This is a genomic window from Polynucleobacter sp., from assembly GCF_044342855.1.
GTDB lineage: Bacteria > Pseudomonadota > Gammaproteobacteria > Burkholderiales > Burkholderiaceae > Polynucleobacter.
The window spans coordinates 81289-94226 of record NZ_JBIIPA010000004.1; the positions used below are offsets into that span (position 1 = coordinate 81289).

Genomic DNA, 12938 nt, shown 5'->3' on the forward strand with positions numbered 1-12938 from the left:
TTCTCTGCTAGGTAATTTATTTGTTGATGTGAAGACCGCACTCTTTGCTATCGCTCTGCAACCACCACCAGCGACCCGCACGAATGTCCTCACCTTGTTTGACTTGGCGCGTGCACGGCTCGCAACCAATGCTGGGGTAGCCTTTCAAGTGCAGAGGGTGGATGGGTACATCCTCTTGTTTGATGTAGGTCCAAATATCACTTTCATTCCAATCAAACAGGGGGTTGAACTTGGCAATGCCACGGGCATCATCTAGCTCTTCAAAGTTGAGTTCAACTCGAGTGGTAGATTGTTCACGTCGTTGACCTGTGAGCCAAGCATCAGCACCCAAGAGCGCTGCGTTCAAAGGTTTAATCTTGCGAGCGCCACAACAGGCTTTCTTAGCTACTTCACCATCGTAAAAACCATTCATTCCATATTGGTCGATGAATGCTTGAATATCACTTTCTTCCGGGTAGACTTTCGCAATTGAAATCCCATAGTGATTTTCTGTAGTCTTGGTCATATCCACGGTTTCTTGATGCAAGCGACCGGTGGCCAGGGTAAATAGTTGAATATTGGCCTTGGATTGGGCAATTGCATCGGTGATCACCATATCCTCCGCAGCCAAGCTTGTCGCAAAGCGAATATCGGAAAAACGTGAGGCAATCTCAGTTAATCGTTGCTTAAGGGTGGTAGTCTTTTCTGCTAATTCTGTGGAGGTAAGCTTACGATCTGGAATTGACCAAAAGTCTGGAGCAATCATGAAGACACCAGCTTAATTCCAACCAAGAATAATGTTCCCGCAAGAGTTGTTCTTGTTGCCTTTTCCGATAGGATGCTTGATAGTTTCGCGCCCAGCCAAATGGCAGGCACAGATCCAATCAGCAATCCAAATAGCAAATCAAAATGAACGTTGCCTAGCCACCAATGCCCAAGCCCGGCTAGTGCGGTCAATGGAACTGCATAAGCAATATCAGTCCCAGCTACTTCAGAGGCTTTTAGGTGTGGGTAGAGCAGCAAAATGAGTGTGGCTCCGATTGCGCCAGCACCAATTGAAGAGACCGTCACAAGAATCCCGATAACTGCCCCAACACCAATGGTCGCAGCCTTTAGGGCTTTGCCATTTGGGAGATTGCGCGGATTATCTTTAACCCATTTCAAAATCTTGGTTCTGAAGAGAAGGGATGCCGCCGTTAATAGGACGGAGATTCCGATAGCAAGGCTAATGAGATGATTCCAATCCTTAGAGACTGGTCCGACATATTTCAGGGTGATGATGGAGAGTATTGCGGTGCTAATGCTGCCGATGCAGAGAAGGCGAACAACATCCCAACATACATTTCCATGAAGGCGGTGTGCAGCCGTACCAAAACCTTTTGTTATCGCCGCAAATGCTAGGTCAGTCCCAACCGCTGTTGTGGGGGCAACTCCAAAAATTAGTGTCAGTAAGGGGGTCATGAGTGAGCCGCCACCGACACCCGTCATGCCAACAAGAAGTCCTACAAGCGCGCCAGAAATAATGAAATTGGAGGAATTGAGGAGAAAGTCGATTATGAGCATGTTGTTCTTCAGCTAAGCAAAGGCCTGCTCAAACTCATCAAGTTTGATCGCGTTCATCAGAAACAGAATTTGACGCTGGAAGCTTTTACGTTCCGTCACATTCTCATGTGGCAGGCGATCGTGTTCGCGCAATAGCTCGGTAATGATCGGGTTGTAGTGTTCGCGTACGGGGGACATCTGAATTCCTTGGTAAATATCTTGTTAAGAAGAATTTACCAAGGGATCTATATATCCACAAGTAATATATAGCGATATACAAATTACTTTTAGATATATAAGATAAATTACTTTTCTACGAACGCACGTTCAAATACGTAATCACCTAATTGACCGAGGCTGGGAGATACCTTAAAGCCTTTGGCATCGAGCATCTCAGCAGTTTCTTTGAGCATAGATGGGCTGCCACAGATCATCGCGCGATCCACTGCTGGATCTAATGGGGGTAAGCCAATATCTTTAAAGAGTTGACCAGATTCAATCGCAGTGGTTAAACGACCAGTGTGCTTAAAAGCCTCACGCGTCACTGTTGGGTAATAGATTAATTTCTCGCGAATGATTTCACCAATGTATTCGTCTTGAGTGAGTTCATTCTTAATGTAATCAGCGTAGGCTAATTCGCTTACTAGGCGCACGCCATGAATCAGAACTACTTTTTCAAACTTCTCATAAGTATCTGGATCGCGAATGATGCTCATGAATGGCGCTAATCCTGTGCCGGTACTGAAAAGGTAAAGATGCTTTCCGGGATTTAAGTCATCAATGACTAAGGTACCAACGGATTTTTCGCTTACCAAAATTGGATCGCCAACCTGAATCCTCTGAAGGCGAGAGGTGAGGGGGCCATCTTGAACCTTGATACTCAAAAACTCTAAATGCTCTTCATAGTTAGGGCTTGCGACACTATAGGCGCGAACTAAGGGTTTGCCTTCGACCTCTAAACCAATCATCAAAAAGTGACCACTACGGAAACGCAGACCCTTATTTCTGGTGGTGGTGAAACTAAATAGGGTGTCATTCCAGTGGTGAACTGTAAGGACGGTTTCGGTGTTGTAGGCTGCCATAAGTGATTAATAGTAGGTGCAAAACCCTAATTATCCTCATTCTGAGCTTGGTTCTATATATATAAAAGTATTTAGCTTATAAAAAGAGATTCTTTTACTTATACCTACAAGCTCCCTATGATTCTTCCATAGCCCATTGAAAGAATCTGATGTCTACAAAGACTGCAGTCCAAAAACCCCTATTTCTGACCATCATCCAGATATTTCTGGGTTTGGCTCTGCTAAGCTTATCGACTCATCTGGCCTTGGAGAGCACTCTGTACCTAGAGGTGCTTGATCAGAATGGTTTAAATCAGTATCACGCCTTTGGACTACTGGTTTGCCTTAGCTTCATTTCAGGGATGTTTCTTATCGCGCAGCATGTGCTTACGCAAGACCAGGCGAGCATTGATGATCACTTTAGTCGGGCCGTGAACTACTAAAGCAAGATAGACTGTGGCCTTATCTCCATAAGGCCACAATATGAATTCATCACCCCATAAATCCATCTTCGAAAAAGGTGCGTGGTATGTGGTGGTTCAAGGTGTCTTGATTGCCCTAATCTTATTTGGACCTCAGGGATCCCATCTAGTTAGCTCAGAGCCGCTAGCTACGACCCTTCAATCCTGTGGCATTGCCATTGGCTTGCTAGCCTGTTTAATTATGGCGATTGCAGTAATTAATCTAGGAAAAAATCTCACTCCCTTGCCTTGCCCCAAAGATGATGCTGTTCTGATTCAGATTGGCTTATATAGATATGTTCGTCACCCCATTTATTTCGGAGTGCTCTTAGCGGCTCTGGCCTGGCTACTCATCTTCCCTGGGGTTTATATATTGGCGTATTCAATTTGCTTATTTCTATTATTTGACATCAAGGCTAGGCGGGAAGAAATGTGGCTAGTAGAGCGCTTTCCTGATTACAGAGCCTATCAAGTCAGAGTTAAAAAACTGATTCCGGGAATTTATTGAGATAGCCATACTGATTTTTGATTTGGTTATCATTTGCGAATGAGTCAGATTAAATACATTTACCTCGCTTTGCTTAGCCTGGGGCTAGTCATCTTTGCCGTCATCCTCCAGCAAGTTGGATATCAAGGGGTGAGCTTTCTGCCATGCCCACTTTGTATTCTGCAGAGGGTTGGGTATTTGGGTATCGCCATCTTTTGTTTTTTGGCTGCTAGCTTTAATCCCCTTAGAAAGCTTTTCCATATATTGGCGACGCTTTCAGCGGCCTACGGCCTTTCGGTAGCCGGGCGTCAAGTCTGGTTGATCTCGCACCCAGAAATCTCTTGCGGAATTGATCCTCTAGAAACCTGGATTAATCAATTTCAATTGACTCAAGGTTTCCCTTGGTTGTTTAAAGCTGATGGTCTATGTTCTGCAAAGTTACCGGCAATCCTTGGTTTGCAAGTACCTGAGTGGTCTTTCCTCTGGTTTACCTTCTTTCTACTAGTTTTAGCAATCACCTTCTTTAAACAATTACCCAAATAAAAGGGAGCATATGAGCGAGTCCCCATCAGTGAGACTGGTGCAGCAAAGCGATTATCAATTTGCTATTTACTACAACGAAGAGCGCGACCCCATTTATGGGGACGAGCCGCCACCATTGGGTAGATCTCAAGGCGCTACACCGTCACAGTTTTTATTGGCTGGAGTAGCCAATTGCCTATCCGATTCTTTGCTATTCGCATTACGTAAGTTCAAGCAGAATCCTGAGCCAATCGAAACCAAAGCCAGTTGCGAAATAGGTAGAAACGCAGAAAACCGCCTTCGTATTCTGGCAATCCAGGTGGAGATTCGGATTGGTGTGCCAGGCCATACCCTGGAAAACCTTGATCGCGTATTGGTGCAATTTCAGGATTTCTGTACCATTTCTTCTAGTGTTAGCTTAGGTATTCCGGTGAATGTTACGGTAATCGATAGCGATAACACGAAGCTGTATCCAGTAAGCTAAGTTATTCAAGTCCACAAAAAGAAAAAGCCGCAGAGGTTGAATTCTGCGGCTTTTGTATTTCTAAAGAGTGCTGATCGGACTAGTTACTCTTCTTCGCGACGCAGATGTGGGAACAAAATCACATCACGAATATTGGGTGCGTCAGTCAATAGCATCACTAAGCGGTCGATACCGATGCCGCAGCCACCTGTTGGAGGCATACCGTATTCCAGCGCGCGAATGAAGTCATGGTCAAAGTACATTGCTTCTTCATCACCAGCTTCTTTTTGTTCCACTTGTTTGCGGAAGCGATTGGCTTGATCTTCTGCATCATTCAACTCTGAGAAGCCATTGGCAATTTCGCGACCGGTGATGAACAATTCAAAACGCTCGGTAATGCCAGGACGCGTATCGGATTCACGGGCAAGAGGGCTCACTTCGATTGGGTAATCGATGATGTAAGTTGGCTCCCAAAGATGTGACTCAGCAACCAATTCAAATAAGGCTAATTGAAGGGCGCCAATACCAGCGTTCTTCAAGGTGGGGGAGTCTGGATTCTCACCACCTTTTTTCAGCTCAGTACGAATAAATGCAGCATCTTCTAGTTGGGCTGGCTCATAGCTCTTATTGGACTGGCCGCAATACTTTAGGATGGCTTCAGTAATAGTTAAGCGTTGGAATGGTTTGCTCAAATCGAGTTCACGACCTTGGTGGGTCAATACAGCGGTACCCTGCGCATCCATTGCGGCGGAACGAATTAAGCTCTCCGTAAAATCCATCAACCAACGGTAATCCGTATAGGCTGCATAGAATTCCATCATCGTGAATTCTGGATTGTGACGTGGGCTAACGCCCTCGTTACGGAAATTGCGGTTAATTTCAAAGACGCGTTCAAAGCCACCAACTACTAGGCGCTTCAAATACAGCTCTGGCGCGATACGCAAGAACATCTGCATATCTAAAGCATTGTGGTGTGTAATGAATGGCTTAGCTGTTGCGCCACCAGGAATTGGGTGGAGCATTGGTGTTTCAACTTCCATGAAGTCTGCATCCAGCATATGGCGACGCAAGGAAGCGATCGTATTGCTACGCGCTCTGAAAGTGTTGCGGCTCTCTGGATTCACAATCAAATCAACATAGCGTTGACGATACTTAGTCTCTAAATCTGAGAGGCCATGGAACTTATCTGGAAGAGGGCGCAGAGATTTGCTGAGTAGACGTAGATTGCTACATTCAACTGAGAGCTCACCCTTGTTGGTCTTAAATAGATTGCCTTCAGCGGAGATAAAGTCACCCATATCCCAGTGCTTAAATGCACCATGAGTATCTGCACCACTGATTTCATCGTTGATATAGAACTGAATCTGACCGCTGCGATCTTGAATGGTCGCAAAGCTAGCCTTACCCATCACGCGTTTCAGTACCATGCGGCCGGCAACTTTGACGTGTACTTTTTTAGCAGCAAGCTCTTCTTTGGTGAGGCTGTCGTAGTGGGTATGGAGATCTGCAGCTAAGTGGGTTGGCGCGAAGTCATTTGGAAATGCTACTCCGCCTTCGCGCAGCTTAGCTAATTTCTCGCGACGTTCAGCAATGATGTGGTTTTCATCAACAGCTTCCGTGGCCGTAGCTTGGTTAGGATTGGAGTTCACTTGATCGTTCATATGGAATATTGATACTGAAATAGAGGGAATGAATCAAACGCCTTGTTTCAGGCTGGCTTCAATAAAGGCATCGAGATCGCCATCCAATACTTTTTGCGTATTAGAAATCTCAACGTTGGTGCGTAAGTCTTTAATGCGGCTTTGATCCAGGACGTAAGAGCGGATTTGGTGGCCCCAGCCCACATCAGTTTTGCTGGCCTCAAGCTTGTCTTGTTCAGCACGACGCTTTTGCATCTCGTGCTCATATAGACGTGACTTCAACATCGTCATTGCTTCAGCTCTATTGCGGTGTTGGCTTCGGTCGTTCTGACACTGAACCACAATTCCGGTTGGAAGGTGGGTTAAACGAACCGCTGAGTCAGTTTTGTTAATGTGCTGACCACCTGCACCGGAGGCGCGATAGGTGTCAGTGCGGATATCAGCAGGATTAACGTCAATCTCAATCGAGTCATCAATCTCTGGATATACATAAATACTGGCAAAAGAAGTATGGCGACCATTGGACGAGTCAAACGGTGACTTACGCACTAAGCGGTGTACGCCAGTCTCTGAGCGGAGATGTCCATAAGCGTATTCGCCATCGACTTTGATGGTGGCACTCTTAATGCCCGCAACATCACCATCAGATTCTTCCAAGATTTCTGTCTTATAGCCTTTGCGCTCGCAATACTTAAGGTATTGGCGCAATAGAATGCTAGCCCAGTCACAAGCCTCTGTTCCGCCAGCACCTGCTTGAACATCAATAAAGCAACTGCATGAATCCATTTCATTATGGAACATACGGCGGAACTCAAGATCATGAATGATCTTGCTATAGCTCTCAACGTCTTGTTCGATAGCGCCAATCGTTTCAAAATCACTTTCTTCTTTAGCCATGTCGAATAATTCGAGGGCGCCAGTGATATTGCTATTTAAATCGGTGAGGGTAGCAACAACACCATTGAGCAATTTCTTTTCTTTGCCGAGGGCTTGTGCTTTCTTTTGATCATCCCAGATAGTGGGATCTTCAAGAATAGAGTTAACTTCAGTAAGGCGTCGTGACTTTACTTCGAAGTCAAAGATACCCCCGAAGTGCTTGCTCGCGAGTGAGCAGATCGGACAGGGTATTTGAAATAATATTGAGTTGTTCGGCTTCCATCCCCTAATTATAAGGGGGTTATTGCGACTCAGCCCTCGTCGTGGGCCTCAATCATGAGTTGCACACGTGCCTGCCCCTGGAAGCGGTCTGTTACTAGGCGATAGGCCAGCTTGGCCTTGGCTGGCAAGGGCTGTGTCCGATTGAACCAAACCCCTGTAAATGGTTTGCTAGCCAGTTGACCATCGCCAATAGGACGAAGCTGCAAGCGCAGATGTTTTTCTTTCATGAGGCTTTGTTGCCCAACTTCAAATTCCCCATAAAAGATCGGCTGAGGAAAGCCTTGACCCCAGATTTCTTCGGCGAGGAGATCACCAGTTTCTGGTGTGAATTCAGAAAGATCGAGCGAGCCATCATGAATATGGCGACGCTCTAATAATTCATCGTTTAGTAGTTCATTGGCCACCTGCTGGAACACGGCATCAAACTTTTCAAAATCCGCTTTTCTGATGCTCAGGCCTGCCGCCATGGCGTGACCACCAAATTTGAGAATCAAACCTGGCTCGCGTTTGGAAACAATATCCAAGGCATCGCGTAGATGAAAGCCTGTTAGCGATCTACCTGAGCCTCGCAACTCTTCTCCACTAGCGCCATCCGCTGGAGCAAACACAATTGCAGGGCGATTGAAGCGCTCTTTCAGGCGCGAGGCCACAATGCCAACTACGCCTTGATGCCATCCCGCGTTCCAAAGACAAATGCTCGAGCGCTCAGCCATGGTGCCTGCTAATTGATCTTCTGCGAGATGGGCAAGGGCAGCTTCTTGCATTCCGCCTTCGATTACGCGTCGCTCGCGATTAATGCGATCAAGCTCATAGGCCAGCTCGGCAGCTTCTTCTGTCTTATCGCTCAGCAAGAGGCGAATGCCTAAGGTCATATCCGCTAAGCGCCCAGCAGCATTCAGGCGAGGGCCTATAGCAAAACCTAAGTCAAAGGCATTGGCTTTACGAGGATCTCGTACAGCCGCTTGAAACAGTGCTTGAATGCCCGCTTGTGAAACCCCTGCGCGAATGCGCTTTAAGCCGTTGGAAACCAAGATGCGGTTGTTGCGATCAAGTTGTGCAACGTCTGCTACGGTACCTAAGGCCACAAGGTCTAGTAGGTTCTCAATTTTCGGTTGAGTCTCAGAAGTAAATTTGCCACGCTTACGAAGCTCCGCACGAAGTGCAACTAATAAATAGAACATCACCCCCACACCCGCAAGCGCTTTGCTTGGAAAACTGCAGCCAGGCTGATTAGGATTGACGATTGCGGTAGCTTTAGGTAATCGATCGCCTGGCAGGTGATGGTCGGTCACAATCACTTCCATTCCTAACTCGCGAGCTCGGTCTACACCAGCTTCACTAGCAATGCCGTTATCCACTGTGATGAGGTATTTAGGTTTGGGGTTTTGTTGGGCGGCTAGATCCACTACCTCTGGAGTTAATCCATAGCCCATCGTAAAACGGTTCGGTACTAAGAACTGAATGGGGGTATCTACACCACCCAGCATCTTCAAGCCGCGGAGCGCAACTGCGCAAGCAGTGGCGCCATCGCAGTCATAGTCAGCCACTACCAGCATAGCCTCTTTGCGCTCCAGAATATCGGCCAGTAGGGCTGCAGTGCTGATGCAGTTCTTTAACTCTACTGGGGAGAGTAGTTGCTTCAGATCTAAGGAGAGTTCATCTGGTTTATCAATGCCACGGGCTGCATACAGCCTAGCTAGCAATGGGTGTAGGCCACTTTGCTGTAACCAGCTAGCCGTCCTATCAGAGAAGGGGCGTTTGGAAAATATGCTCATGCTGAAATGATTTCTTTCCAAGTTAAGAGCTCTGATTTTTTCCAGAATACCCATGACTTTTTATTTAAGTCTTTGGCCGTAAAGATTCTGTGGCGAGTCTGACCCTTTGGAAAATCGATGATTTCAATTTCTTCTAACTCATTATTCAAAAGAGTTTTTCTTAAGTCATCCCAAATACGTTCGGGTCGATCAATCCACGCAAAGGTATTTTGCAATTTTGAAAAATCAATTTCATTCTGTTGTGGGACTTCAAGGTATTTAGCCAACCCAGTTAGGAGGGGATGATCTCCATAAATATGAGATACATTGCCCAAGAACTCAGGCACCTGAATATCAGCAAGCTTGCCAATGCCGCCAATCCAAAGGGAGTTAATGCTTGGCAGCCCACGTTGTGCACGTTCTTCATTAACGGGATCAATGTGCCAGAGCATTTGAATTTCATTTTGAAGTTTTCGCCAGAGCTTGGCAATTCCAAGTTCACTCGTATCACGTGGCATCCACCAATCAATATTTCGACCATGAGCCTGATCAATCGAGTGGGTTGCCAAGCTGGCAAATGGCCCCGCTGGAATAAACCAATCACGCTGCCCCTGAAATAAGACTTTGTTTCTAAAGTCCTCTTCGATAAAAGGGAGTGCAACCTCTAGCAACTTGGTGGATTCATTTGCTGTCAGATCAATCTGACTTTGAGCCATTAGGATTAAATGATCTCTAGTCGCGTGAAAATGGACTGGCTGGAGGCAAGCAATAGTTTCATTTGGGTTGACTACTAAATCACTCTGACCTAAGAGCAAGACTGGGGCTATTGGCAAACGATCGCCCAATAGAAAGCGTTCTTGCGGTAATCCGCTAGGCGGAGCATTCTGATCTAACCCTGATTCAATAGCATCTTCCCCTGACACCATCAGGGTAAAGCGTCGGCTGGCGCTTGTTTGGGGGGTCAAATTAGCAGTCATTCCCCTGATTTTAGGTGGCATTTACAGAATCCATTGGTTTGCTCATTTAATTCACTAAACTGTAGCTATGTTGAGACTTCCTATTGAGCTAGAAATTGGCCTGCGCTATACCCGATCCAAGCGTCGTAAGACAGTGGGCAAGCGTGATGGCTTTCTCTCTTTTATTTCCGGAATCTCTACCGCAGGCATCGCTTTAGGTGTTGCAGCCTTGATTGTGGTTCTCTCCGTCATGAATGGCTTTCAGAAGGAAGTGCGCGACCGCATGTTGTCCGTACTCTCCCATATTGAAATTACCGCCCCAGATGGTTTGGCTGATTGGCAGCCGATTGCACTGAAGGTGGCTGCACAGCCCCACGTAGTAGGTGTCGCCCCAATGGTAAGTTCACAGGGTTTATTGAGTCGCGAGAACGTCATGCGTGGCGTGGCTATTCGTGGAGTACTACCAAGTGAAGAGGGTAAGGTTTCTGATTTACCCAAGCAGTTCGTTGCTGGCAGTATTGAAGATCTCAAGCCGGGTGCTTTCGGGGTTGCCTTAGGTACACAGCTTGCCAATATGGTTGGTGCGCATGTGGGCGATCGTATTAATTTGATCGTGCCAGAGAGCGATCTCACGCCTGCAGGTGCCATGCCCAGAATGCGAACGCTGCAAGTGGTTGGTATTGTGGATAGTGGTCATTATGAATATGACAGCTCTTTAGCGATCATGCATTGGAAAGATGCCGCCGCTTTATTACGCTTACAAGACCCATCCGGTTTACGAGTGAAGGTGGATGATATGCAGCGTGCCCCAGAAATTGCCGCTGAATTAGCCCAGGTAGTTCCGCAAGCTTTATGGGTCAGCGATTGGTCACGTTCTAACCGAAATTGGTTTGCTGCTGTTCAAACCGAAAGAAAGATGATGTTCATCATCCTCACATTAATTATTGCTGTAGCTGCTTTTAATCTAGTCTCTACCTTAGTGATGACCGTCAATGAGAAGCAAGCCGACATTGCGATTTTAAGAACCATGGGTGCAAGCCCTGGACTCATTCAGCGGATCTTCTTGGTGCAAGGCTTGGCGATTGGCTTGCTAGGCTCTCTGGCCGGCGTTGGCTTGGGTCTTCTGATTGCATTAAATATCGATGTGATTGTTCCGGCTATTGAGGCGATCTTCCGGGTACGCTTCTTGCCACGCGATGTGTACTTTATTAGTGAGCTGCCTTCGGATGTTCGTTTATCTGATGTGGTTACAGTTGGCTTGATGGCTTTCGGCCTCTCTGTATTGGCCACTTTGTATCCAAGTCGCCGCGCCGCCCAAGTTCAGCCTGCGGAGGCATTGCGCTATGAGTAATTCCAACCCAATCATTTTGAGTGCTTCAGGTCTAGCAAAGACCTATGGCAAAGGAGCAACAGCGGTTGATGTCCTTAAGGAAATTGATTTACAGGTGAGCGCTTCTGAGAAGGTGGCTATCGTTGGATCCTCTGGTTCAGGTAAGAGCACCTTGCTGCATCTCTTGGGCGGCTTGGATACACCGAGCGCAGGCACAGTGATATTGGCCGGAGAGAATCTCCATAAGCTGCCCATTAGAAAATTAGATCAACTGCGTAACCAGAGTCTAGGATTTATTTATCAATTCCATCATCTCTTAGATGAATTCAGTGCCGTTGAGAATGTGGCCTTGCCTTTACACATTCGTGGACTGAGTAACGAAGAGTCTATGGAGAGGGCAAATACGATGCTGCATGCGGTTGGCCTAGCAAAGCGAGTTCAGCACACACCAGGAGAGCTATCTGGTGGCGAACGTCAACGTGTTGCAGTCGCCCGCGCATTAGTGGGAAATCCCTCTTGCGTCTTGGCGGATGAACCAACGGGTAATCTCGATACTGAAACTGCCGACGGCGTATTTGACTTGATGTTGGATATAGCTCGTGAGCAGGGCACCGCTTTTGTGATCGTAACCCATGATCCTATTCGCGCTAAACGTTGTGACCGAATTTTGCATTTAGAGCGCGGAGTATTAAAGACATTCGCACAATGAGCGATGCCAGTACCGAGCTCACATGGGTTGATACCCATTGCCATCTAGATGCGCCAGAGTTCAGAGATACCCTTTCAGAAATCGTTTCAAGAGCAGCGAGTAAGAGCGTTAAAGCCATATTGCTGCCCACGGTTCAAGCTTCTGATTGGGATCAGGCTAAAAACTTAGCAAACCAGTACGGCAATCAAATTCCAGGATTGGTTTATACATTGGGTATACATCCTTTGTATATCAATCAAGCCCAAGAGGGTGATATCGATATTCTTAAAAATCAGATTGAGCAATCATTGGATGATCCGCGATTTGTGGGCATTGGTGAGATCGGTCTAGATTATTTTATTGAAGGTCTTGATCCTCAGCGCCAAGAGTATTTCTTTCACAAGCAACTCGATTTGGCTCAGCAATTTCAGTTGCCGGTAATTTTGCATGTGCGTCGTTCACAAGACGCCATTCTCAAAGCTCTACGTAAAAGAAAAGTCCCCAGCGGCATAGCGCATGCTTTTAATGGCAGCCATCAGCAAGCCGAGCAATTTATTGAGCTAGGTTTCAAGCTGGGTTTTGGTGGCGCCGCAACCTATGATCGTGCTTTACAAATTCGCCGACTCTTACAAGACCTACCATTGGACAGCATCGTTACCGAAACTGATGCGCCGGATATTCCGTCGGCTTGGCTTAAGGGGGAGGGTGGTCGATTTAATGAGCCAGCCTTGCTCCCTAGAATTGCTCGTCAATTAGCTGGCATTCGCGGCATTAGTGAGGAAGTTTTTTCAAAGGCAGTTTGGCAAAATGCCATGCAAGCATTACCCCGCTGGTCATCATTGATGGCCAACAAGCCAAACCCACAATCCGCTTCTTAAGAACTTGCGCATCAATATT

The 12938-nt window shown here is 46.7% G+C and carries 15 protein-coding genes; 7 read left to right on the forward strand and 8 right to left on the reverse strand.

Annotated features, from left to right (window positions below; translation table 11 throughout):
* Positions 1-16: 16 nt before the first annotated feature.
* The 4 genes from ACIQZ3_RS02685 to ACIQZ3_RS02700 all read right to left on the reverse strand — a co-directional run bounded on the left by ACIQZ3_RS02685 (position 17) and on the right by ACIQZ3_RS02700 (position 2603).
* The gene (locus ACIQZ3_RS02685) at positions 17-745 is read right to left on the reverse strand and encodes a phosphoadenylyl-sulfate reductase (RefSeq protein WP_397390092.1); all 729 of its coding nucleotides are present in this window, start codon (positions 743-745) and stop codon (positions 17-19) included.
* The gene (locus ACIQZ3_RS02690) at positions 742-1542 is read right to left on the reverse strand and encodes a sulfite exporter TauE/SafE family protein (RefSeq protein ID WP_397390094.1); all 801 of its coding nucleotides are present in this window, start codon (positions 1540-1542) and stop codon (positions 742-744) included. Before ACIQZ3_RS02690 ends, ACIQZ3_RS02685 begins: the two co-directional genes overlap by 4 nt.
* Before the next feature lie 12 nt (positions 1543-1554).
* On the reverse strand, positions 1555-1719 hold the full coding sequence (locus tag ACIQZ3_RS02695; protein ID WP_397390096.1) for a hypothetical protein: 165 nt from the start codon (positions 1717-1719) through the stop codon (positions 1555-1557).
* Positions 1720-1826: 107 nt separating this feature from the next.
* Positions 1827-2603, reverse strand: coding sequence for a ferredoxin--NADP reductase (locus ACIQZ3_RS02700; protein ID WP_397390098.1), 777 nt, complete (start codon positions 2601-2603; stop codon positions 1827-1829).
* A 149-nt stretch (positions 2604-2752) separates the two neighbouring features.
* Between ACIQZ3_RS02700 and ACIQZ3_RS02705 the strand changes: the two genes are divergently transcribed.
* Genes ACIQZ3_RS02705 through ACIQZ3_RS02720 form a run of 4 tightly spaced genes read left to right on the forward strand, consistent with a single transcriptional unit; the run spans position 2753 to position 4536 of the window.
* Positions 2753-3025, forward strand: coding sequence for a hypothetical protein (locus tag ACIQZ3_RS02705; protein WP_397390100.1), 273 nt, complete (start codon positions 2753-2755; stop codon positions 3023-3025).
* 40 nt (positions 3026-3065) lie between these two features.
* Positions 3066-3551 (forward strand): methyltransferase family protein, encoded by a 486-nt coding sequence (locus tag ACIQZ3_RS02710; RefSeq protein WP_397390102.1) that lies wholly within the window; start codon positions 3066-3068, stop codon positions 3549-3551.
* A 39-nt stretch (positions 3552-3590) separates the two neighbouring features.
* Entirely contained in the window at positions 3591-4073 is a 483-nt protein-coding gene (locus tag ACIQZ3_RS02715) for a disulfide bond formation protein B (protein WP_397390104.1), read from the forward strand.
* A gap of 10 nt (positions 4074-4083) precedes the next feature.
* Positions 4084-4536, forward strand: a complete 453-nt coding sequence (locus tag ACIQZ3_RS02720) for an OsmC family protein (protein ID WP_397390106.1) — start codon at positions 4084-4086, stop codon at positions 4534-4536.
* Between the two features lie 83 nt (positions 4537-4619).
* On the opposite strand, the gene lysS is transcribed toward ACIQZ3_RS02720, so the two are convergent.
* The 4 genes from lysS to ACIQZ3_RS02740 form a co-directional block, all read right to left on the reverse strand.
* Positions 4620-6176, reverse strand: a complete 1557-nt coding sequence (gene lysS / locus ACIQZ3_RS02725) for a lysine--tRNA ligase (protein ID WP_397390108.1) — start codon at positions 6174-6176, stop codon at positions 4620-4622.
* A gap of 33 nt (positions 6177-6209) precedes the next feature.
* A protein-coding gene (gene prfB / locus ACIQZ3_RS02730; RefSeq protein WP_397390110.1) for a peptide chain release factor 2 occupies positions 6210-7314 on the reverse strand; the annotation gives its coding sequence in 2 pieces (ribosomal slippage) (positions 6210-7232 and positions 7234-7314; 1104 coding nt in all).
* A 28-nt stretch (positions 7315-7342) separates the two neighbouring features.
* A complete protein-coding gene (gene recJ, locus ACIQZ3_RS02735) occupies positions 7343-9088 on the reverse strand; it encodes a single-stranded-DNA-specific exonuclease RecJ (protein ID WP_397390112.1) in 1746 nt (581 codons plus the stop codon).
* On the reverse strand, positions 9085-10044 hold the full coding sequence (locus tag ACIQZ3_RS02740) for a hypothetical protein (protein WP_397390114.1): 960 nt from the start codon (positions 10042-10044) through the stop codon (positions 9085-9087). Before ACIQZ3_RS02740 ends, recJ begins: the two co-directional genes overlap by 4 nt.
* A 70-nt stretch (positions 10045-10114) precedes the next feature.
* Here ACIQZ3_RS02740 and ACIQZ3_RS02745 point away from each other — a divergent pair, with 70 nt between their 5' ends.
* Genes ACIQZ3_RS02745 through ACIQZ3_RS02755 form a run of 3 tightly spaced genes read left to right on the forward strand, consistent with a single transcriptional unit; the run spans position 10115 to position 12919 of the window.
* Positions 10115-11374 (forward strand): lipoprotein-releasing ABC transporter permease subunit, encoded by a 1260-nt coding sequence (locus tag ACIQZ3_RS02745; RefSeq protein WP_397390150.1) that lies wholly within the window; start codon positions 10115-10117, stop codon positions 11372-11374.
* Entirely contained in the window at positions 11367-12062 is a 696-nt protein-coding gene (gene lolD / locus ACIQZ3_RS02750) for a lipoprotein-releasing ABC transporter ATP-binding protein LolD (protein ID WP_397390116.1), read from the forward strand. The genes ACIQZ3_RS02745 and lolD overlap by 8 nt, the downstream gene beginning before the upstream one ends.
* Positions 12059-12919: a TatD family hydrolase gene (locus tag ACIQZ3_RS02755; protein ID WP_397390118.1), complete on the forward strand. Its 861-nt coding sequence runs from the start codon at positions 12059-12061 to the stop codon at positions 12917-12919. The genes lolD and ACIQZ3_RS02755 overlap by 4 nt, the downstream gene beginning before the upstream one ends.
* Positions 12920-12938: the final 19 nt, after the last annotated feature.

Excerpts from the sequence above, each read along its gene's own strand:
- lysS (WP_397390108.1), bottom strand. The coding sequence starts at position 6,176 with ATGAACGATCAAGTGAACTCCAATCCTAACCAAGCTACGGCCACGGAA.
- ACIQZ3_RS02700 (WP_397390098.1), bottom strand. The coding sequence starts at position 2,603 with ATGGCAGCCTACAACACCGAAACCGTCCTTACAGTTCACCACTGGAAT.
- ACIQZ3_RS02715 (WP_397390104.1), top strand. The coding sequence starts at position 3,591 with ATGAGTCAGATTAAATACATTTACCTCGCTTTGCTTAGCCTGGGGCTA.
- ACIQZ3_RS02710 (WP_397390102.1), top strand. The coding sequence starts at position 3,066 with ATGAATTCATCACCCCATAAATCCATCTTCGAAAAAGGTGCGTGGTAT.
- ACIQZ3_RS02695 (WP_397390096.1), bottom strand. The coding sequence starts at position 1,719 with ATGTCCCCCGTACGCGAACACTACAACCCGATCATTACCGAGCTATTG.
- ACIQZ3_RS02690 (WP_397390094.1), bottom strand. The coding sequence starts at position 1,542 with ATGCTCATAATCGACTTTCTCCTCAATTCCTCCAATTTCATTATTTCT.
- ACIQZ3_RS02705 (WP_397390100.1), top strand. The coding sequence starts at position 2,753 with ATGTCTACAAAGACTGCAGTCCAAAAACCCCTATTTCTGACCATCATC.
- ACIQZ3_RS02685 (WP_397390092.1), bottom strand. The coding sequence starts at position 745 with ATGATTGCTCCAGACTTTTGGTCAATTCCAGATCGTAAGCTTACCTCC.
- ACIQZ3_RS02720 (WP_397390106.1), top strand. The coding sequence starts at position 4,084 with ATGAGCGAGTCCCCATCAGTGAGACTGGTGCAGCAAAGCGATTATCAA.
- ACIQZ3_RS02755 (WP_397390118.1), top strand. The coding sequence starts at position 12,059 with ATGAGCGATGCCAGTACCGAGCTCACATGGGTTGATACCCATTGCCAT.
- ACIQZ3_RS02740 (WP_397390114.1), bottom strand. The coding sequence starts at position 10,044 with ATGACTGCTAATTTGACCCCCCAAACAAGCGCCAGCCGACGCTTTACC.
- lolD (WP_397390116.1), top strand. The coding sequence starts at position 11,367 with ATGAGTAATTCCAACCCAATCATTTTGAGTGCTTCAGGTCTAGCAAAG.
- recJ (WP_397390112.1), bottom strand. The coding sequence starts at position 9,088 with ATGAGCATATTTTCCAAACGCCCCTTCTCTGATAGGACGGCTAGCTGG.